We start from the raw sequence: 20,134 nt of genomic DNA on the forward strand, positions 1-20,134 counted from the left end.
ACCAATCTGTTCCGTTTTGTTCATAGTTTTCAACACCCAACAACCGGCGCCGCGGGTATCGCCCCCCCCCGGCGGGGGGGGGCCCGGGCCCCCCGGCCCGCCGCCGAGCAGTTCGTTGACCCACTGCTGACGGACGCCGCTTTGGCTGGCCACCCACCGGTCACGCTCGATCTCGTAGGTGCGGCCCACCTGCTCGCAGATCTGGTCGATGTACTGCGCCGCGCGACGCACGAGCGTGACGACCAGCGGGACCCGGTCCTCGGCAGGCAGGTCGGCGAGGATCGCGAAGCCCCGGTCGAGGAACTGGGAGTATCCGATGCGGTAGGCCCGGATGAGCGCCGACAGGGGGATGTCGCGCTGGGCCAGCATCCGGGCATAAGCCAGGGCCGCGGTCGGGGCGTCGAGGTACTCCACATCGATGTCCTGCTTGAGGAAGTGCACCGCGGCCACGATGTTCTCGGTGATGCTCGCCTCCAGCAGGGAGCGTGAGGCGGCATCGTGATCGAGCGCACTGATTTGAGCGCGCGTCATCCGCACGAGGTCCGCGATCAGGCCCTCACGTGCTTCCCACACGCGATCCGCCACCTGCGCGACCAGCGCCTGCTCCGTCGACATGCCCGCATGCTACGGCGCCCGGTGCCGCACCGGGTCTGTGCGCGGAGCACGAAAGGCCGCCGACATCTTGTGGCGCGCGGCCGTGGCCGTGATCACACACCGGGCCCTAGCTTCGCCTGCATCTCGTCCATCGACCACCCTTGAGGTGCAAGCCCGCATGAACCTGAGCCGCCTGCCCGCTGTGCGCCGCGAACAAGCCCCTGACGCGCCGGCCATAGCCGACGACGTGTACGGCCCCCTGTCGAACGCCGCCTTCGACGACCTGGTCGATGCCTACGCCCGGCACTTCGCCGGCCGGGGCGTCCGCCGTGGGGACGTCGTTGCGGTCAAGCTCCCCAACAGAGTTGAACTTGTGGTGGCGCTGTTCGCGGCCTGGCGCCTGGGAGCCGCACTCACCCCGGTCAACCCCGCGTTGACCGCGGTGGAGACGCATTACCAACTGGACGATGCCGGCGCGAAAATCGTCATCGTCGAGGAGCCGTCCACCGGCCTGCCCAGCTCCGTCGTCGCACTCGCCCTTGAAGAGCTGGCAGGACCGGCGCCCGCGGCCGAGCTGCCGGAGCCGCAGGTGGCCCCGGAGGCCGGCGGCGAGGACCTTGCCCTGGTCATCTACACGAGCGGTACCACCGGACGTCCCAAGGGCGTTGAGCTGCTGCACCGCAACCTCGACGCGATGACCGCGGCGATGACCGAATCGATGAAGCTGAGCGAGCAGGACCACAGCCTCCTCATCCTGCCGCTGTTCCACGTCAACGGCATCGTGGTCAGCATCCTGTCGCCGCTGCGCGCCGGCGGCCGGGCCACCATCGTGCGGCGCTTCAGCGCCAAGGGCTTCTTCCCGACACTGGAGAAAGCCCGCCCCACCTACTTCTCCGGCGTCCCGGCGATATACGCGATGCTGGCGAACCTCCCGCTCCAGGTGCAGCCGGACACCTCCTCGCTCCGCTTCGTGGTCTGCGGGGCGGCGCCGATGCCCCCGCAGCTCATCGGCGTGGTGGAGCAGCGCTTCGGTGTGCAACTCATCGAGGGCTACGGCCTGTCGGAGGCGACCTGCGCGTCGACGTCCAACCCGCTCGACGGCATCCGCAAACCCGGCACGGTCGGGCTGCCACTGCCGCACCAGACGGTGGCCATCATGGGGGAGGACGGGCAGCTGATCACTGACGGCGGCGTCGGCGAGGTCGTCATCTCCGGCCCGACCGTGATGCGCGGTTACCTCAACCGGCCTGAGGAAACCGCCCGGGCCGTCCGGGAGGGCCGGCTGTACACCGGCGACGTCGGCCGACTCGACGAGGACGGCTACCTGGTCCTCGTCGACCGGGTGAAAGACATGATCATCCGGGGCGGGGAGAACATCTACCCCAAAGAGATCGAGACCGTCCTGCACGACCACCCCGCCGTTCTCGAAGCCGCCGTCGTGGGGCGCCCTGACGAGGTGATGGGCGAGGTGCCGGTCGCCTTCGTCTCCGTCCGCGACGGCGCGGAGCTCTCCCCGGCCGAGGCCACCGGGTTCCTCGGCGCCCGGCTCGCCGCCTACAAGATCCCGGTCGAAGTCGTCGTCGTCCCCGACGTCGTCAAGAACCCCGTCGGAAAGATCGACAAGCCCCTGCTGCGCCGCCAGGCGCTCGGGCCCGTCCGCTGAGCCGCGCCGCGGCTCCTTTTCGAGACACAAAGGTGTGTTCCGCATGGGATTCATGAACCCTCAACTGCCGCCCGTCGACGCGGCAGCATTCCGGACGCTGCCGCGTAGCGAACGCCTGCAGGTACTCACCCGGCACTGGGTCGAGCACGGCTTCGGCAGTCCATACGTGGTGTACCTCTTCTACCTGGTCAAGTGCTTGCTGTACGTCGGCGGAGCGGCGTGCGTGATCTCGCTGACCCCGGGCATCGGCTCGGTGACCGATCCTGCCTCGTGGTGGTCCGAGCCGATCGTCTACCAGAAGCTCATCGTCTTCACGCTTCTGTACGAGGTGCTCGGCCTGGGCTGCGGGTCCGGTCCGCTGACGTCCCGCTTCAATCCGCCGATCGGCGCCGCCCTGTACTGGCTGCGGCCGGGGACCATCCGGCTGCCGCCCTGGCCGGGCCGGGTGCCGCTGACGCGGGGTCACCGCCGTACCGGTGCCGATGTACTGCTCTACGCAGCCGTCCTCGCCTCCGGAGTGTGGCTGCTCAGCCGGCCGGGCGACGGCAGCGCCGTCCCGGGATTCGGTGACATCGGGCTGCTCGATCCGCTCGCGGCGATCCCCCTCATCGTCTCGCTGGCGATACTGGGCCTCCGGGACAAGACCATCTTCCTGGCCGCTCGCGGGGAGCAGTACTGGCTCTCGCTGCTGATCTTCTTCTTCCCGTACTCCGACATGGTCATCGGCTTCAAGCTCGTCATGCTGGCGCTGTGGTGGGGGGCTGCGACCTCCAAGCTCAACCACCACTTCCCGTTCGTGGTGGCGACGATGATGAGCAACGCACCGCTGATCCGCTCCGGCCGCCTGAAGCGGTTCATGTACCGCGACCACCCGCGAGACCTGCGGCCCGCCCGCCTGCCGTTTCTCCTGGCCCATGCCGGCACCGCCACGGAGTACGCCGTCCCGCTCTACCTCGTCTTCCTCGGCGACGGCGGGTTCTGGACCTGGGCGGCCCTGATCTACATGGCCGTCTTCCACATCCACATCTTCTCGACCGTGCCGATGGGTGTACCGCTGGAGTGGAACATCTTCTTCATCTTCTCGCTGTTCTCCCTCTTCGGCGCCCATGGCGAGGTCGCGGTCCAGGACCTGCAATCGCCCTGGCTGCTCGCCGTGATCCTGCCGAGCCTGCTCCTGTTGCCCTTGCTCGGCAACGTGCGGCCAGACCTGGTGTCGTTCCTGCCGGCCATGCGTTACTACGCGGGCAACTGGGCGACCAGCGCGTGGGTGTTCAGGGGCCATGCCCTGCAGCGTCTGGAGGCCGGACTCACCACGGCGTGCCGGCTTCCCACCCGTCAGCTGGAAAGCCTCTACGACGCGGACACCGCCATGCTCATGGGCCAGAAGGTGCAGAGCTGGCGGTCGATGCACTCCCATGGCCGTGCTCACAACGGACTCATCGACCGAGTCACCGACGGCCAGGACGACGCGGTGGTCGTGGACGGCGAGCTCATCGCCGGCTTTGCGATCGGCTGGAACTTCGGCGAGGGCCACCTCCACAACGACCAGCTCCTCGGCGCCGTGCAGGCCAGGTGCGGCTTCGCCCCCGGGGAAGTCCGGGTGATCTGCCTGGAGAGTCAGCCGGTCCACCGGCAGACTCAAGCCTATGAGGTCCATGACGCCGTCCACGGGCTGCTCGAACGCGGCCAGGTCAAGGTGCACGACATGCTGACGCGCCAGCCCTGGCCCACCGACGGCCCGAACTACCCCGTGTACGACGTGGAGTCCTTCGGCCCGCTGCGGCCCGTGCCCGGTGACCTCCCGCACCCGGACACGGAGGGCCCCGACGCGGGTGTGCTGCCTCGGGGCACGGCGTCATGACGTCAGCGGTCATCGTTGGCGGTGGGCCCAACGGGCTCGCCGCCGCGGCCCTCCTGGCCAAGGCCGGGCTGCGGGTCACCCTCTTCGAGGCCGCGGACGAGGTCGGCGGTGGCACCCGCAGCCACGAGGCGCTCCTGCCCGGGCTGCTCCATGACCACTGCTCGGCCATCCATCCGATGGCGGTCACCTCCCCGGCCCTGCAATCCCTCGATCTCGCAGGGCACGGGCTGCGCTGGCGGCTTCCGGAGGTCGACTGCGTGCACCCGCTGGACGACGGGACGGCCGGGGTGCTGCTGCGCTCCGTCGAGGACACCGCCCGTATGCTCGCCGCCGACGGTGCCCGCTACCGTGCACTCGTCGGACCGTCGGTGTCCCACTGGGGCGAGCTGGCCGGTGAGGTGATGCGACCCTTGCTGGGCGTCCCCGCACATCCGCTGCTGCTCGCGCGGTTCGGCCTGCCGACCGTTGCGCCCGCCACGCTCCTGGCGCGCCTGTTCCGCACACCGCAGGCCCAGGCCCTGTGGGCCGGTGTCGCAGCGCACGCCCTGCGCCCGCTGTCCCACCCGTTCAGCTCGGCGATCGGCCTCGGAATCCTGACCGCCGGCCATGCCGCCGGCTGGGCCGTCGCCGAGGGGGGCTCGCAGTCCATCGCCCGCAGCTTGGTCAAGGTGCTACGCGAGCACGGCGGCGAAGTGCACACCGGCGTCCGAGTCACCGATGCGTCGCAGCTCCCGCCCGCCGACGTGACGCTGCTTGACCTCGCCCCCGGCCAGGTCGCCCGCATCTACGGCGACCGCCTGCCCTCGCGAGTCCGGACCGCCTACCAGCGGTTCCGCCACGGCCCCGCCGCATTCAAGGTCGATGTGGCCGTCGAAGGGGGTGTGCCGTGGACGAACGCGTACGCACGCCGGGCCGGCACCGTGCACCTGGGCGGCCCGCTGGCCGAGGTCGCGCGGGCCGAAAAGGCCGTGGCGTCCGGGCGGATGCCGGAGCGCCCCTTCGTCCTCGTCGGCCAGCAATACCTGGCCGACCCCTCGCGGTCGGCCGGGAACGTGCATCCGGTCTGGGCCTACGCCCACGTCCCGCACGGCTACGACGGCGACGCCACCGAGGCGATCCTGACCCAGCTGGAGCGATTCGCGCCGGGCACCCGCGAACGCATCGTGGCCCTGCGTGTCACCCGGCCCGCCGACTTCGAGGCCGCCAACCCGAACTTCGTGGGCGGCGACATCCTCACCGGCGCCGAGACGATCCCCCGGCTCGTCCTTGGCGCCCGTCTCACCTTCGACCCTTACTCCACCGGCCTCGACGGGGTGTTCCTGTGCTCGGCCGCCACCCCGCCGGGCCCTGGGGCGCACGGCATGTGTGGTGCCGGAGCGGCAACTTCCGCGTTGCGTCACCTCGGCAGCCGAAGTCCATGAAGCGATGAACTACGGACGGCCGCTGAAGGGGGATGCCTACGGCACAGGGCCAACTGCCGCTCGGACTACGGCTGGTGGTGGGCCCATGGGTGGTTCGGCACCGCCCGCACACAGAGCACCGACGGCCTTGGTGCGCCGGGCCGATGGGCGGCTGCCGGTGGTCGGGGCAGCCGCCCAACGGGGTTGGTCAGCCGGGCGCCGGGGTCGGGGTCAGCCGGGCGTGATGCGGCCACGCCAGGCACCGGTTTCGGCTCCCCGGTGCTCGATGTAGTCCTTGAAGCGCCGCATGTCGCCCTTGACGCGCCGGGCGATGGTTCCCGTCATGTCAGCGGTCTTCTCCGCCGCACCACTGGGTTCGAAATCCATCATGAGCTCCACCCGGGTGTGCGTCGTGTCCAGGCGCTGGAAGCTGACCAGGCCCTTCTGTTGGGTGTCGCCGCTGGTGGTACGCCAGGCGATCCGATCGTCGGGCAGCTGGTCGATGATCTCGGTGTCGAACTCCCGCCGGACCCCGCCGATCTTGGTCGTCCAGTGGTTGTGCCGGTCATCGAGCTGGGTGATCCTCTCGACGCCCTCCATGAACTTCGGGAACTCCTCGAACTGCGTCCACTGGTTGTAGGCGGTGTGGACCGGGACCTCGACTTCCACCGTCTCCTTCACCGTGCTCATGACTACGCCTCCTCAGTGGTGGCTTTCGCGGGAGCAGATCCCGCGCGCGGATTTCGCGTGGTTCACGGGTGCCCGATAGCCGGCTTCTCAGACGGTGCCCACACGAGTTTTTCTCCACTGCCCGGCGGCCGCCGACGCTCCGCCCGTACGGGAAGCAGCGGACGTCGTACCCGCCCTCGCCGCCGCGGGCCCCGGTGCACGATGACGGTGTGCGCTCACGGACTTCAGCCACGTGGGGCGTCAGGTCGGGAGCGGCGTGGTCCGTCTCTCAGCCCGCGTCGAGCATGGCGCAGTGGAGCCGGGGTACCGGGCCAGGACACCCACATCCCCATGGAGGAGGCACCTCAACTGATGTCCCGTCGTGACACGTCCAGCGAAGACAGCACGCCAGTGCCCCACGACCTGCCGAGCCACCAGGCCGATGCCTCCAGCCCGGTCCCCGATCCGTGGGACCCCGAACTGTCGGAGGAAGAAAAGAACGAGGAGCCTGACGAGACGGTTCCTGACACCGATCAGGCCGGCACTGGGCGGACCGGCGTTCCCAAGGCCCCGGGCGTCCGCTCCGACCAGCCCGTTCCACATGAGCCGGTCGACTGATGTCGCCCGCCTGACCGGCTGCCCGGCCGGGGGCCGAGGGTCCCGTCAGACAACGGCTGCCCGGCCGGGCACCAGGGGCCCGTCAGACAACGGAAGGACTCCGCAACGGCCCGGTGTTCCTGGGGAACCAGGCGCACCGGGCCCTTGGCGTGCGGGGTACTGGTCAGCCGGAGTCGACAGCGTCAGGGGGAGGGCGTGAACGAAGAGCGGGCGGCGCTGCGGGACCTGCGGCTCATGATGCCTGACCGGCGCGAGACGGAGCAGCGGAGGCAGGACCGAGCGGATCAGGCAACTGCCGCCGGGGGCCGCCGTGTTCGTCCCGAGGCCGCGCCGTCGGGACCGTCGGCCGGTGCTGCTGAAGGCTCATTCCATACGTGAGGTGGCTCCGCACCACGCGGCCGGCGAACGCGAGGACGGCGAGGAGGAAGGCCGGCGCGGTGGCACGGTGGCGCAGACGGCCCAGGACAGCGCGCCCCCTTCAGCGGGCTTCACGGCGTGGCCGGCTACCCGGACGCTGAATGCCGTGAGTTCGTAGCGCCAGGCGACACCGGTCGGCAGCCACAGCACGAGGTTCCGGCCGAACCGGTGCATCCGACAATTACCGCCATCACCACTTCCCCGAGAAGCTCATTTCCCGGTTCCTCACCTCCCTGCTCGACGGGGCACGGTGCCGCTGTAACCAACAAAGCCCTCACCGGGCTGTTGCTCGACGCCTGCGGCACGGGCTGGGATCGCGTGGAGTATGTCGCGGACCGCAAGGGCCATGACCGCCGCTACTCGGTCGACTGGAGCCGGATAAGCGACGAACCGGGCCACTGGCCGCGGAACGACTTCACCACCGGCCTCGACGAGACCGTCCGCCGGTACCGCGAACATCGAGCCTGGTGGAAGCCTCTGTTGACAGCGGCGCGGTGCGCGCGCCCTGGCTGGTGACCGATGCCTCGGGGCTGCTGAGCCACGACCCCGTGGCCCGGCAGCACCGGGCCACGGAGAAGTGACCGCGCTCACCCACGGCGCGCTCGACATCACCGACACCCGGGCGGTGCGGCGGCTGATGGCCGCCCCTCGCCCCGCGGTGCCTGGTCACCCAGCGCCGGCTGTACCGGACCTCCGGCCGCCGGCGCACGTCAGCCTGCCTGCCCATCAGCATGGGCCGCATGCTCTGCACAGCGCGTGGCTCGCCTCAGCCGATGGTCGCGCCGGTCGTGGTGGCACCTGTGGTCCCGCCGCCGCCACCGCCGCCGATGGTCGCGCCGGTCGTGGTGGCACCTGTGGTCCCGCCACCGCCGCCGCCGATGGTCGCGCCGGTCGACGTGGCACCCGTGGTCCCGCCGCCACCGCCGCCGATCGTGGCACCGGTCGACGTGGCACCTGTCGTCCCGCCGCCACCGCCGCCGATCGTGGCACCGGTCGTGGTGGCACCCGTAGTCCCGCCGCCACCGCCGCCGCCGATGGTCGCGCCGGTCGAGGTGGCACCTGTGGTTCCGCCGCCCAGCCTGCAGCCCGCCGGGACTAGGACGATCTTGCCCTTGACGATGCGGAACTGGCAGGCCACACCGCCACCGCCGCCGATGGTGGCACCGGTTGTGGTGGCGCCCGTGGTTCCGCCGCCGCCTCCGCCGATCGTGGCGCCGGTCGTGGTGGCACCTGTCGTACCGCCGACGCCGCCGCCGATCGTGGCACCGGTTGTGGTGGCGCCCGTGGTTCCGCCGCCGCCTCCGCCGATGGTCGCGCCGGTTGTGGTGGCGCCCGTGGTTCCGCCGCCGCCTCCGCCGCCGGTCGTGGCGCCGGTCGTGGTGGCACCTGTCGTTCCGCCGCCGCCTCCGCCGCCGGTCGTGGCGCCGGTTGTGGTGGCACCCGTGGTTTGTTCGTTACTGCTCGGCGCCGAAGCCTTCGCTGTCTGGGGCGCTGTGTCACTGCTCATCGCGGTGACTGCGCCCACCGTTCCGGTGAGTGCCACGGCCAGGAGAGACGCGCCGATCACGTGGGGAATGCGCTTCCGGATGTTTGTGGCCATGATGTCTCCTCTTGAGTGGATGGGCCTTGACAGTCAGCGTGCGGGGTCGGCCATGACCGCGGTGTTGATCCGGCGTGGCCCTCGCGTGACGCGCTCAGTACCGGACGAGCATCCGCCCCCTCCTGCAGGCGGCCCGCCCCCGGCAAGCTGACCCACTCACTCGGACCGATGCGCTCTCGACCAGGCTGGTGGCGTGACGATTGCCGACCGCGCCGTGACGATCGCCAACGGTGCTGCGGCGATCGCTGACCGTGCCGAGGTCACCGGTGCCCCTTCGGATCGGGGTCAGCCGGCCGACCGGGCCGCACCGGCCGTCGTGCTTGTCATCGGCCTCTTCGCTGCCCGCACGCATGACAGCGAAGGGTCACGAACCGCTGGTGGAGGCACACGATCGACTGATTGACGTCGCTGGGCGCTCACTGCGGGCGACGCCCAGCGGCCAGCCCTGCTGCGGTCGTACGCCGAGTGCACCGTCGGCTACGCCCCGCTGCCCGCAGCACGACGAACGGTGGGCGGTGGGCGGCTGCCGGGCGGAGAGGACCTCCCGGCAGCCGGCGCAGCCGCGGTGTCATGTTCCGGATCGCCGGCACGGAAATAATCGCCGGCACGGAAATAGGGGGCATCACCGCTCGGGTACGGCCTCCCGGCACGCGGGACCGACAGCTTGCAGTAGTCGGCCCTCTTCATACGCCAGTGCCGCTGCCGGGAGCGCCGCCTCGTGCCCGCTGAGGAGCACGGTCAGGGTTCCCTCGGCAGGCGCCTCGGGGGCGGGCCGCTTGCCGAGCCGGCGCAAGGCCTGGGCGGCGACCGCGTCGGCCGTACCGTGCAGGGCGATCGGTGGCTGACCGGGGCGCCGCAGGGCTGCGCGGATGCGTTCGGCGACGAGTTCGTAGTGGGTGCAGCCCAGGACTACGGCCGATGCCTCGCCCGGGGTGCGTTCCGCCGCGGCGGCGACCGTACGTCCGATGGCCGCCTCGTCCGCGCACTCGACGGCGTCGGAGAGCCCCGGGCACGGCACCTCAACGACGCGCGCACCGGCCGCGAACTCCTCGATGAGACGGCGCTGATAGGGGCTGCCCGTGGTGGCGGGGGTGGCCCAGACGACGACCGGCCCGCCGCCCGCCGCGGCCGGTTTGATCGCCGGGACGGTGCCGATGACCGGCAGATCCGGTTCCAGGCGGGCGCGCAGGGCGGGCAGGGCGTGCACGGAAGCGGTGTTGCAGGCGACGATCAGTGCGTCGGGACGGTGCGCGACAGCCGCTTCGGCGACGGTGAGCGCGCGGGTCGTGAGGTCCTGTGGGGTGCGCGGTCCCCAGGGCATGCCGTCGGGATCGGAGGAGAGGACGAGATCGGCGTCGGGCCGCAGGCGGCGTACTGCGGCGGCTGCCGCCAGCAGTCCGATCCCCGCATCCATGAGCGCAATCTTCGGCCGGCCACCACGGCTCGGTGCCCTTACGGCTGCCGCGCACTCCTCGTGACGGCGCTGAAGCGCGCGCTCGTAGCGCCCCCTGAACTCCTGCTCCATGCCAGTCGCCTCTCGTGTGCTCGTTCCTCAATGCCACTGGCGGAGAGTCTGTCCCGGTGCCGGCTTCAGCAGCATGGCCAATCTCGGGAGAGTGGTATGGCTTCTCGACTGCGTTCCGTTCCGTTCCGAGCCGTTCCGAGCCGATCCCACCGTGGGCAGGGTGAACGCGCGAAGCGGAGGCCGGGGAGCCGTCGGCTCGCCGCCGTCCCACAGCGGCTCTGGTCGTGCGGACGTTTGAGCAGAAGGTCGGCGGCGTGAAAAAAGACGTCGTCGCGGGTTCGGACGCCGTAGTGGGAGGCGAGGAAGTGATTGCCGATCACCAGACAGAGGGCGAGCAGGCTGCGGCCCTCGGCTCGTCCGCATCCGCATCCGCATCCGCAGATGCTGCCGAACAGCTCACGCGCGGAGTCCATGCGCCGGTCGTCGACCTGCGGACGACACCGGGATGCCTGTCCGCCGCATGCTGGGTCACGGCGGCACGCACGAGTCCATCCGCGCATCCGGTACGTATGGCCGGCCGAGTTGGATCTGGTGGCGCGCCTCGCCGGTCTGTGGCTACGTGACCGGTGGGAAGGGTGGTCACAAGCGCCGTTCACCAGCGAGAGCCACCGGCCCATCTCGGTTTGGGAGAAGCCCGCCGACTGACCGCACCGGGGTACAGGTCGAATGTCCTTGAGGGCGTTGATGGCAGACGCGCCATGTTCGGTGACACCGGACAGCTGTGTGCCGTCTGATGCCGATGTTGCTGAGCTCTTCAGCCGGCAGACCCGCGAGCGTACGGGGATACGTCAGTGCCACACGCCGGGGGAGTCCCGGTCGGGGTGTGGCGCTGCTCAGAACAGGCTGGACGCCATCCACATGACGAGGGCGTACAGGCCCGTGCCGGTCCCGCAGATGATGGTCAGCCACACCAGCGCGCTGAGTGGCCACGGAGCCGGCACCTCGGGTTTGGGCTTCTCGACGGGGCAACAGTTCGAGCAGTGTGCGTTGGGCATGCTTCATCGTCGTGGGTACGGGGCGAGGTGCGGTAGGCCGGGACTGGGAGAACATGCGAACGCCCCATGGCCGGCGTTCCGGTTCGGGGGAGTGGGTGGCTATCTGCGGGCAGGTGGAGTGCGGTGCAGGCCGTGGCGGCCTCGTCGAGGTGCCCGGGGGCATCCCCAGTTGTGCGTTCCGTGGCCTCCGTTCTGGAGAAGATGCCCGCGACCCGCACGGGCGACCGACCGGCCTGCAGCTGCCGAGTACGGATCTGCAGTCGCCGGAGTCCACGTCCGGTCAGCTCCTCCGGCTCCAGACTGTGTTCACCACAGCAGCCGGCCGGGCCCAGGAGACGCTGCGGTCTCCGGGCCAGGACGACCACCACTGATCTGGGGCAGCGCCGCAGTCGTACGCAGCCGCGTCACGCAACTGCCCGCTGGGCGGCGACTGGTGCACCGGACGGCCAAGGTGGGTGGATTCTGATCAACAGCACTGCCATGTGAACATCGCGCGGTCGAAGCGCTGTTGGGCCAGGTCTTCGGGGCGTATGAGCCAGTAGAGGGCGCCGCAGTCGCCCCACATCATGTCAGCGTCGTTGTCACTGTCGAACTGAGCGAGCAGCACCCAGCGCAGCGCCTCCTCCTTGATGCGGGGGTCATCCCACGGTGGGCTGCCCAGGGCGCCGCGGGCGACCTCGGACTCCACCTCGTCCTGCACGGGGTGCGCGTGGCCGCCGATACGATGCTCCGTGCCATCGAAGTGGTCCCACAGGGCCTCCTGGAACTCGTCGTCCCCCACCGGGTGGTCGTTGGGCATCGGCGCGAACTCCCGGTACACCGATGGATGGGTGAGGTACGGCGCCGTTGTCTCCACGCGCGCCGTCAGAGTCACCTCGGGGTACGGCTGAAGCTCCTCCGGCGTCGCCCGCTCGACGACGGGGACGCCTGCCGGTACGTACAGCACGCGCGCGCCCGCCCAACTCCCGGGCTCATCGGGCGCGACCACCGCGCAGCCCTCGTCCAGCTGCCCGTCGAAGTAGAAGAAGGCCAGCGTGCCCTCTGCCGGCAGGGCGATGTCGAGGGCGGCGGAGGGGAGCACGGCGCAGTCGAGTGAAGCGACGAAGGAGAGCGGGCCGTGGCCCTCCCATACGGGCCACTCCTCGGTCTCCGGCAGCTCCGGCAGGCCGCCGAGCCGACCGGCAACCGGGTCCGCACCCGTGGCCTTCTCCAGTCGGATGCCCGGCCTCAGCAGGCCGATCCACCGTTCGGCGATCTTGTCGGGAAGGTGTTCGCGGGCCAGTGCATGGAGCGGGTCAGCGGTGCTCTGTGTCATGGCAACGATGATGCACGAGGCCACTGACAACGGGCCATTCGCGCCTCGGCCCCACGGCTTCGGGCCGCGAGTCCAGACCTGGGCGGAGACGACGACGCCCGCCGCATGGGCGGACAACGAGACGGTGTGGCTCACCTGCACCGACCGAACACTCCGTCGGCCCTGGCGCTCCAGAGCCGACAGCTTGCCCGACAGCGCTGAGCGGCCTCACTGAAATCCGGTGCGGTTCGGCCCCTTGCTCGTGAAGAGGCGAGATGATGCTGCCATGTCAGACGAGCCGAAGCGCCCCCTTGGCGAACTTCGCCCAGGCGATCGCGTCCAAGCAACCATCACCAGCCACCAACCATGGGGCATCACCGCGAAACTCAACGCATACGAGCCGGTGGGCGCATCACTGGACACCATCCGCCGCCGCAGCGAGCCAGCGGTGCAGAGACTGGCCCACGACCTCCCGCCTGTGGGAACAGCCATCGAACTGGTCGTCGGCGAAGTGCGCTCGTGGCACCACGCACCATGGGTATGGGTCGACCTCACCAGCGCCTGAACAGAGCTGCAACGGGCACAGCGCCAGCGTCGTCCCAGCCATCTCACGGCACAGTGATACGCGATGCCGTCAGTAGGGGGCTCTGAACAGGGTCCCGAGTGCGGGGCTCGGGCTCGGGCTCGGGACCTTCCCGGATCTAGCGCCTCCAGTCGTCGCCCTCACCTGGTTGGACGTGCGGGCAACCGGTGCCAGCCAACGCCACATAGGCTTGGGGCATGGGGATTGGGCTGGCGGTTGTGTACGTAGCTGTGGGTGTGGTCGTGCTCGTCGACTGTGGGGGTTTCATTCGGCGTAGGTGTGCGCGAGTGCAGCGCGAGGCGGCTGACCGGCACCGCGAAATGCTGTGGCGGAACGGCCGTATGGAGACGCCGTATGTCCCGGTGGTCAACGCGCGGCCGGGCTGCCTTCGCGCCATGGGTGCTCCGCTCGTACTTCTGGGCTGTCTGTTGCTCATGTTGAAAGTGGCATAGCCGACGGACTGTCCCCCCGTACCCCTACACCGGGCGAACGACTGCCCCTTGACCGGGCTGCGCACGGCACCGGTCTCCGCGGCTCAGAGAGTGCGCGGCGGCAGGGGGAGCGGCAGTCCGGGAAGGCCGTCGATACTCGTGGCGATGTGCTCCTTCTTCTCGAAGTAGCGGGCAAGGGATTCGTCGTCCTCGCGTGCGAAACGCTTGCCGTGCAGGTCGCGGTCCTCTTCATACGCCATGAAGGGGACCGCGTAGCCGCAAGTGTCACGGATGAGTTCAGCCGTCACCACGATGATGGCGCGCAGTCCGTGCGGGATCGGGTCGATGGTGGGGAAGTAGGCGAGCAGTTCTTCGAAGCGTGGGTCGTCGCGGAAGACCGGCTCGCCGTGGCCGTGCACACGGACGATGTTCGGCGGGCCCTGGAAGGCACACCACATCAGGGTGATACGGCCGTTCTCGCGCAGGTGCGCGATGGTCTCGGCATTGCTGCCGGCGAAGTCGAGGTAGGCCAGCGTTTGTTCGTCGAGTACCACGAACGACCCGGTGAGGCCCTTGGGGGAGAGGTTGACCGTGCCGTCGCCGGACAGTGGCGCTGTCGCGGTGAAGAAGACGGGCTGTGCCTCGATGAAGGTGCGGAGTCTGCCGTCTATGTGTGCGTAGGTCTTTCCCATGCCTGCCATTCTCGACAGCTCGGCCACATCAATCCAGGGCGTCTCACCTTCCCGGTGTGGCCAGCGCAAGCGCACGGGTCAGAGGTGCTGTTGGGCGGTCTCCGTGCCGCCACCGGCCTTGCCCGTCACGGGGGTTGAATCTGTTGCCCGCGCTCATGGAGGGTGCCGGTGGACGGGGCGTCGAACTCGCCGGCAGCACCGGCTTCGGCTGGTCCAAGAACGCCGCTGCATTGGCGTCGACTCCACGATCGTCCGCACGCTCACCAGCACGCCGCCTGCGCCCCGAAAGGGGGCGCCCGCACGCGAGCCGTCCCACCACGCCTTCGGACGCTCCCGCGGCGGACCGACCACCAAGGTCCCCCTCGCCGCGGACGCCCGCTGCCGCCTGCTCGCGTTCGTCGTCATCGCCGGACAGGTCGGCGACGCACCGCAGTTCGCCAACGTGAGGGCGCGATCCGGGTCCCGCACGTCGCCGCAACCCTCCTCCGGCTCAAGCCGTGACCCATCGGTCACGCCCTAGTTCGGCTGGCCGATCGGCCGGACCACCAGGGTGTTCACGTCCACGCCGGGTGGCTGGGAGATCGCCCACACGATGGTGTCCACCAGCTGCTCGGCGGAGATCATCGCGCCCGCCGCGTCGGCGCCGCCGGGGCGGTCGTCCCAGAACGGCGTCCGTACCCGGCCCGGCGCGATCAGCGTCGTGCCGACCCCGTACCCGGTCGTCAGCATGCGGACGTTCTCCGCCAGCCCGGTCACCGCGAACTTCGTCATCGAGTACAGGTTGCCAGGCGTGTTCTTGAACCCCGCGACACTCCCGATCAGCACGATCCGGCCCTGCGTCGCCTTGAGCGCCGGGAGCGCCGCCCGCACCAGCAGTGCGGGACCCAGGACGTTGGTGAGCACCATGCCCTGCCACTCCTCGGGGTTGCCGGTCTCGACGTTGCCGTTGGTCGAGTACCCGGCGTTGGCGATCGCGTAGTCCAGCCGCCCGAACACGCGCACGGTCTCCTCGACCGCCGACGACACCTGCCCCCAGTCGGCCGCATCGCCCTCGAACGTCAGCAGCCGGTCGCCCGCGCCCGCCTCCGCCGCGGCCTCGGCCAGCACGGCCAGCTTCTTCGTGCTGCGCCCGGTGGCCGCGACCCGGTGGCCGAGGCCCAGCAGGCGGCGTACGGTCTCCGCCCCGATCCCGCTCGATCCGCCGGTGAGGAAAGTGACGGGCGCTTCGGTGCTCTCGATGGACATGTTCCCGTTGGACATGGTCTCCCCGTGTGCCGGTGCGGTGCGCGCGGAAGTGCGGCGCCGTCGCTGCCCCGACGCTAGATCGTCCCGGCCCGCGCGTCCACGCCATTGCCGATCACGGACACCGGAGGCGTCTCCCAGCGCTTCACCCGACTGGAAGTGGAACGCCTGGAGCGAGCGGTGGGCACGGGCGACGACGCGCGACGACATCCACCACGCGTTCGTCACCCTCGGCAGCGCCGTCATCTGCCGGCGACGACTCCGCACCGCACTTTGTCGGGAGTAAGGGCAGACAATGCGCCCCAGGAGATGGCCTGCTCGATGCGTCAGAACGCACTCATTGCGGTCGGCCCGCGCAGCCTCACATCCGCGATCTCAGCACGTCGACTTCACAGCCCGGCGCGGTCGGGTCGAAGCCATGCTCGACCAACCAGCGAACCCCCAGCAGGCTTCGCAAGGACGACCACGCGCGGATCACGTCGAGGTCGACGTCGGTGCCGTGCGTGAACACCGGAGTCCAGGGCCGGAGCGCGGCCTCAGCGACCTGGCGGTTGCGGGTGACCAGGTCGGCGGGCAGGACGCCGTTCGTCACGAGCCACTCGCACTCGCCGTCGAGATCCGCCGCCAATTCGTCGAGGCCCCGGCCGGGCCAGGGCGGCAACGGCGCGTCGTGCAACTTCCGGATGGCGGCACCCGCTGCGGCCCACGCCGCCGGGGACGCGGTCGACGGCTCGCCGAGGCGGCCGAGCGCCGTCCCCGGGACCGCGGCGATCGCGAGCACGGGCGGCTTGCGCCACAGGACCTTAGGGGTCGGGACCGGCGCCAGGGCCATCGCCTCGACCTCGATGCGCGCCTGATCGGCATCCACCTTCAGGAACACGTCGCCGACGCGCAAGGTCGCGCGCTCAGAATGGGCGACGACGACTTAGACCTCATCCATGGGCGACCAGTATCCCGGATGACCGTCCACGTCGCCGGGATTATCGCGTGCGATGCGCGGCTGACCGCGTCCCGCCACCCGGCGTCCTCATGCAGGACATCGACCGCTGACCAGGTCAAGCCCACCACTTTTGTCAGGAGCCCTAAGAGGGCATCTGATCAGCGTTCAGACGGTTGTGGGCGGGATGTCTGTTTCGATTCGCCAGGTTGGTGACGATTCTCCTGTGAGCTCGCGGCTCATTTTGTTAGCCATTGCCCAGTGGATCACCGCCCGGGACCTCTGCGGCGACGTCTCGTAGTCCCGTGCCAGGCGACGGTGCTGCATCAGCCAGCCGAAGGTCCGTTCAATCACCCACCGCTTCGGCAGCGGCTGGAACCCCTTCACCCGCGGCCGCTGCACGACCTCTACATCGATACCGACGTCGGCGCCATGCTGGAGGACGCTGGCCGAGTAGCCACCGTCTGCCCAGACCTTGCTCACGCCCGGGTGGGTAGCGGCCAGCTCGGTCAGCAACTGCTTGCCGCCGGCGGAGTCGTGGACCGAGGCGGCGGTAACGAGGATCGCCAAGGCCAGGCCGAGGGTGTCGGTGATCAGGTGCCGCTTGCGTCCTTTGATCTTCTTGCCGGCGTCGATGCCCTGACTGGTCTCGGCGACGTTGCCCGAGGTCTTCACGCTCTGCGCGTCCACCACGGCCGCGGTCGGCTCCGTGCCGCGGCCGTGGATCCGGCGGGTCTTGTCCCGTAACAGGTCGTGGACCAGCTCGGTGGTGCCATCCACTTCCCACTTGGCGTAGTAGTCGTACACGGTCTTGTACGGAGGGAAGTCGTGCGGCAGGTACTCCCACGGGATGCCGGTGCGGTTGACGTAGAGGATCGCGTTGACGATCTCCCGCAGGTCGTGCACCCGGGCAGCCGTGCCGGGACCGGTCCGTTTCTCCCGCCAAGCGGTGAAGGCCGGCTCGATCAAAGCCCAGCGGGCATCGGACACGTCACTGCGGTACGGACGACGAGTACTCACACACCGAGCAACGCCCCCCAACGCCACAAGTCACAAAATCATCCCGAACTACCCGCTAGCCAGATCAGATGCCCTCTAAGTCCTGTCACTTCGGTCAGTGCCGGGTCCGGAGGAGGATTGCGGTGAGCCCCGCCCGGGCTTCAGTTCCGGCAGCCTGGACAATGCCTGCAGTCCCTTGAGGAAACCGGCGCGGTCGGCAGCCGGCAGCTGGGTGAGCAGTCGCTCCTCGCCTTGCTGGATCGCGGCCTGCACCGCGTCCCGCAGCCGTCGGCCCTCGGCGGTGAGCGACAGCAGACGTACCCGTCGGTCCTTGGGATCCGGCTGACGGCGGATCAGCTCCCGTGCCTCCAGGTCGTCGAGGACGGCGATGATGCGGGTCTTGTCCGCCCGGATGGCCTCGGCCAGCGCCGCTTGAGTGCGGATCGGTGTCTCGTCGAGGTGCAGCAGTACCGAGTACGCCCACATCGTCAGACCGTGCGCGTCGAGGATCGGCTGCTCGGCCGCCATGAGGGCACGGCCCAGGGGCACGATCATCGCCGCCAGATCGGGACGGGTCGGCCGCCCCCTGGATGTGGTGCCGCTGTCGGCTGCGTTCTCGGCCATGGTCAAGAAAATACCCGTTGACAATTCATGTGCTCACGCAGATCGTAAGCGTATGCATACGAATCACGAAGATGCGCCCACACCGCACGCCGACTTCGCGCGCCTCCGGCGCCTCAATGCTCTGGCAGTCCGGGACAGCGTGACCCTGATGCGTCGGATGACCCCCGGCGACCTCCTCAGGCCAACCCCCTGCTCGGCGTGGACGCTGACCGATCTGCTCGCTCATATGACGGCCCAGCACAACGGGTTCGCGGCGGCAGCGCTCGGGCACGGGCAGGACCTGTCGCACTGGTCGGTCGGACCGCTCGGCGAGGATCCCGTCGCGCGATACCGCGACGCAGCCGAACGCGCCATCGCCGCCTTCGCGACCGTAGAGAGCCCTGACCGTGAGTTCGCCCTCCCCGAATTCCCCCACCCTCAGACGTTCCCCGCCGCCCGCGCGATCGGCTTCCACCTCATCGACTACCTGGTCCACAGCTGGGATGTCGCCCGCACTCTGGGCATCGCGTACGCACCCGGCCCCGAACTCCTGCAGGCCGCGCTGCCGATCGCCCGCGCCGTCCCGGACGGCGACTTCCGGCTGGCCCCGGGCAGCGCCTTCCGGCCGGCGCTGGCCGCGGACCACGACACGGGCACACTGGAGAAGATCCTGACGGCTCTCGGCCGTTCGCCGGACTGGCGCGCCCCCTTCTCACGCGACAACCACGCCGGTCCGGAGCGAGGCACGGCGGGCCACGACCCCACTCGCTGAGCTCCTTACGGACGCACCGCGCAGACCCCGGACCTGGATTCCGGGAAGGAGTCTCTTTGCAGGGTGGGTCGGTTGATCGGAGCGCACCGCGGCAGTACGACTCGGCCTTCCGCGACGGAACCGGCGCGCTGGGCGGAGATAACGCCCTGTCCCGCCGAGGACCGTCCAGCCGTCCCACCGCTTGCGACCCCGCTCCGAACGGGGCAGCAGCGAACGCGCGAACTCCCGCTCCGTATCGCACAGTTCAAGGCGACGCATCAGCCTGCCATGATCCAACGAACAAGATCATGTGGCGAAAGTCCCTGGTAGGGCAGCTTTCCAGCGAAGCTTCGCCAGCGCTTGCGGGCCGCGTCCGGTTCGGCACGAGTGGTCTTCGCCGCCGGTCGTGCCGGTGGAGAGCGGTCGTCTGCTCAAACCTCAGGCAGCCGACCCCCGTTGGTCGGCAGGGAAACTGAGTAGAGGTTGGGAATCAGCTCCGCATACCTTCGACCGCATGGCTGACGAGGGCTTCAAGCATCCACGGCTCGCCGCGATCTATGACGCGCTCGACCCTGATCGCAGCGATCTCGACGCGTACGTCCGCATGGTGGAGGAGTTCGGGGCACGTCGGGTGCTGGACATCGGCTGTGGGACAGGAGTGTTCGCCCTTCTCCTGGCTGATCGCGGGATTGAGGTCGTCGGGGTCGATCCTGCCGGGGAATCCATTGATGTGGCCCGGGGCAAGCCGGGCAGTGAACGGGTGCGCTGGATCTGCGGTGATGCGACAGCACTCCCGCCGCTGCGGGTTGACCTGGCGACCATGACGGCGAACGTTGCTCAGGCGATCGTCGATCCACGGATGTGGCAGGAGACGCTGCGGGGGGCTTACGAAGCACTGCGGCCGGGCGGGCGTCTGCTGTTCGAGACCCGGCAACCGGCCAGGCGTGCCTGGGAAGAGTGGAACCGGGAGGAGTCCTACGGTGTGAGGGAGATCCCGGGCGTCGGCGCGGTCGAGAGCTGGGTGCAGGTGACCGAGGTGAGTTGTGCGCTGGTGACGTTCCGGTGGACCTACGTCTTCGCTGCGGACGGACAGGTGCTGACGTCAGACTCGACGCTGCGTTTCCGTGAGCGGCAGGAGGTCGAGGCGGACTTGGTCTCGCGGGGGTATGTGGTGGACGACGTTCGTGACGCTCCTGACCGTCCGGGCCGGGAGTTCGTCTTCCTCGCGCGGCGCCCGGAGGCCGGCCGGGTGTGAGGCCC

General features: G+C 69.6%; 18 protein-coding genes and 4 pseudogenes. 11 read left to right on the top strand and 11 right to left on the bottom strand.

Annotation, left to right across the window (positions count from 1 at the left end; genetic code table 11):
* Positions 1-615, bottom strand: a pseudogene (locus ACGFWI_RS36820) (hypothetical protein); the annotation flags it as partial.
* 157 nt (positions 616-772) lie between these two features.
* Here ACGFWI_RS36820 and ACGFWI_RS36825 point away from each other — a divergent pair.
* The 3 genes from ACGFWI_RS36825 to ACGFWI_RS36835 are packed head-to-tail and all read left to right on the top strand — an operon-like array spanning position 773 to position 5,539.
* Positions 773-2,257, top strand: a complete 1,485-nt coding sequence (locus ACGFWI_RS36825; RefSeq protein ID WP_393910438.1) for a class I adenylate-forming enzyme family protein — start codon at positions 773-775, stop codon at positions 2,255-2,257.
* Between the two features lie 43 nt (positions 2,258-2,300).
* Positions 2,301-4,118, top strand: a complete 1,818-nt coding sequence (locus ACGFWI_RS36830; protein ID WP_393910439.1) for a DUF3556 domain-containing protein — start codon at positions 2,301-2,303, stop codon at positions 4,116-4,118.
* Positions 4,115-5,539 carry a phytoene desaturase family protein gene (locus ACGFWI_RS36835; protein ID WP_393910440.1) on the top strand — a complete coding sequence of 475 codons (1,425 nt, stop codon included), beginning with the start codon at positions 4,115-4,117 and terminating at the stop codon, positions 5,537-5,539. Before ACGFWI_RS36830 ends, ACGFWI_RS36835 begins: the two co-directional genes overlap by 4 nt.
* Before the next feature lie 210 nt (positions 5,540-5,749).
* Here ACGFWI_RS36835 and ACGFWI_RS36840 read toward each other — a convergent pair whose 3' ends face one another.
* On the bottom strand, positions 5,750-6,208 hold the full coding sequence (locus ACGFWI_RS36840; RefSeq protein ID WP_393910441.1) for an SRPBCC family protein: 459 nt from the start codon (positions 6,206-6,208) through the stop codon (positions 5,750-5,752).
* A 330-nt stretch (positions 6,209-6,538) separates the two neighbouring features.
* On the opposite strand from ACGFWI_RS36840, the gene ACGFWI_RS36845 reads away from it, so the two are divergent.
* Together ACGFWI_RS36845 and ACGFWI_RS36850 are read left to right on the top strand one after the other, a co-directional pair.
* The gene (locus ACGFWI_RS36845; protein WP_393910442.1) at positions 6,539-6,805 is read left to right on the top strand and encodes a hypothetical protein; all 267 of its coding nucleotides are present in this window, start codon (positions 6,539-6,541) and stop codon (positions 6,803-6,805) included.
* A 581-nt stretch (positions 6,806-7,386) separates the two neighbouring features.
* A pseudogene (locus ACGFWI_RS36850) lies at positions 7,387-7,738 on the top strand (dTDP-glucose 4,6-dehydratase); the annotation flags it as partial.
* A gap of 250 nt (positions 7,739-7,988) precedes the next feature.
* Here ACGFWI_RS36850 and ACGFWI_RS36855 read toward each other — a convergent pair.
* A complete protein-coding gene (locus tag ACGFWI_RS36855; RefSeq protein ID WP_393910443.1) occupies positions 7,989-8,822 on the bottom strand; it encodes a hypothetical protein in 834 nt (277 codons plus the stop codon).
* Positions 8,823-9,015: 193 nt separating this feature from the next.
* Between ACGFWI_RS36855 and ACGFWI_RS36860 the strand changes: the two genes are divergently transcribed.
* Positions 9,016-9,225 carry a hypothetical protein gene (locus tag ACGFWI_RS36860; protein ID WP_393910444.1) on the top strand — a complete coding sequence of 70 codons (210 nt, stop codon included), beginning with the start codon at positions 9,016-9,018 and terminating at the stop codon, positions 9,223-9,225.
* Between the two features lie 219 nt (positions 9,226-9,444).
* On the opposite strand, the gene ACGFWI_RS36865 is transcribed toward ACGFWI_RS36860, so the two are convergent.
* Positions 9,445-10,236: a glutamate racemase gene (locus ACGFWI_RS36865; RefSeq protein WP_393910445.1), complete on the bottom strand. Its 792-nt coding sequence runs from the start codon at positions 10,234-10,236 to the stop codon at positions 9,445-9,447.
* A gap of 612 nt (positions 10,237-10,848) precedes the next feature.
* On the opposite strand from ACGFWI_RS36865, the pseudogene ACGFWI_RS36870 reads away from it, so the two are divergent.
* Positions 10,849-10,992, top strand: a pseudogene (locus ACGFWI_RS36870) (SAM-dependent methyltransferase); the annotation flags it as partial.
* A 188-nt stretch (positions 10,993-11,180) separates the two neighbouring features.
* On the opposite strand, the gene ACGFWI_RS36875 reads toward ACGFWI_RS36870, so the two are convergent.
* A complete protein-coding gene (locus tag ACGFWI_RS36875) occupies positions 11,181-11,342 on the bottom strand; it encodes a hypothetical protein (RefSeq protein ID WP_393910446.1) in 162 nt (53 codons plus the stop codon).
* Positions 11,343-11,808: 466 nt separating this feature from the next.
* The gene (locus ACGFWI_RS36880; RefSeq protein ID WP_393910447.1) at positions 11,809-12,657 is read right to left on the bottom strand and encodes a YwqG family protein; all 849 of its coding nucleotides are present in this window, start codon (positions 12,655-12,657) and stop codon (positions 11,809-11,811) included.
* 265 nt (positions 12,658-12,922) lie between these two features.
* Between ACGFWI_RS36880 and ACGFWI_RS36885 the strand changes: the two genes are divergently transcribed.
* Positions 12,923-13,201 (top strand): hypothetical protein, encoded by a 279-nt coding sequence (locus ACGFWI_RS36885; protein ID WP_393910448.1) that lies wholly within the window; start codon positions 12,923-12,925, stop codon positions 13,199-13,201.
* Between the two features lie 553 nt (positions 13,202-13,754).
* Here ACGFWI_RS36885 and ACGFWI_RS36890 read toward each other — a convergent pair.
* Entirely contained in the window at positions 13,755-14,342 is a 588-nt protein-coding gene (locus tag ACGFWI_RS36890; RefSeq protein ID WP_393910449.1) for a pyridoxamine 5'-phosphate oxidase family protein, read from the bottom strand.
* Between the two features lie 325 nt (positions 14,343-14,667).
* Between ACGFWI_RS36890 and ACGFWI_RS36895 the strand changes: the two are divergent.
* Positions 14,668-14,796, top strand: a pseudogene (locus ACGFWI_RS36895) (IS5/IS1182 family transposase); the annotation flags it as partial.
* A gap of 62 nt (positions 14,797-14,858) precedes the next feature.
* Here ACGFWI_RS36895 and ACGFWI_RS36900 read toward each other — a convergent pair.
* The 4 genes from ACGFWI_RS36900 to ACGFWI_RS36915 form a co-directional block, all read right to left on the bottom strand.
* Positions 14,859-15,602 carry an SDR family oxidoreductase gene (locus ACGFWI_RS36900; RefSeq protein WP_393910450.1) on the bottom strand — a complete coding sequence of 248 codons (744 nt, stop codon included), beginning with the start codon at positions 15,600-15,602 and terminating at the stop codon, positions 14,859-14,861.
* A gap of 343 nt (positions 15,603-15,945) precedes the next feature.
* On the bottom strand, positions 15,946-16,479 hold the full coding sequence (locus ACGFWI_RS36905; RefSeq protein ID WP_393910451.1) for an aminoglycoside phosphotransferase family protein: 534 nt from the start codon (positions 16,477-16,479) through the stop codon (positions 15,946-15,948).
* A 210-nt stretch (positions 16,480-16,689) separates the two neighbouring features.
* Entirely contained in the window at positions 16,690-17,541 is an 852-nt protein-coding gene (locus tag ACGFWI_RS36910) for an IS5 family transposase (protein WP_393910452.1), read from the bottom strand.
* Positions 17,542-17,616: 75 nt separating this feature from the next.
* Positions 17,617-18,144 (bottom strand): MarR family winged helix-turn-helix transcriptional regulator, encoded by a 528-nt coding sequence (locus ACGFWI_RS36915; RefSeq protein ID WP_393910453.1) that lies wholly within the window; start codon positions 18,142-18,144, stop codon positions 17,617-17,619.
* Positions 18,145-18,196: 52 nt separating this feature from the next.
* Here ACGFWI_RS36915 and ACGFWI_RS36920 point away from each other — a divergent pair, with 52 nt between their 5' ends.
* Positions 18,197-18,895: a TIGR03086 family metal-binding protein gene (locus ACGFWI_RS36920; RefSeq protein WP_393910454.1), complete on the top strand. Its 699-nt coding sequence runs from the start codon at positions 18,197-18,199 to the stop codon at positions 18,893-18,895.
* 493 nt (positions 18,896-19,388) lie between these two features.
* On the top strand, positions 19,389-20,129 hold the full coding sequence (locus ACGFWI_RS36925; RefSeq protein WP_393910455.1) for a class I SAM-dependent methyltransferase: 741 nt from the start codon (positions 19,389-19,391) through the stop codon (positions 20,127-20,129).
* The last annotated feature ends 5 nt before the right edge of the window (positions 20,130-20,134 follow it).

The organism is Streptomyces sp. NPDC048434 (assembly GCF_043200375.1).
Classification (GTDB): Bacteria; Actinomycetota; Actinomycetes; order Streptomycetales; family Streptomycetaceae; genus Streptomyces.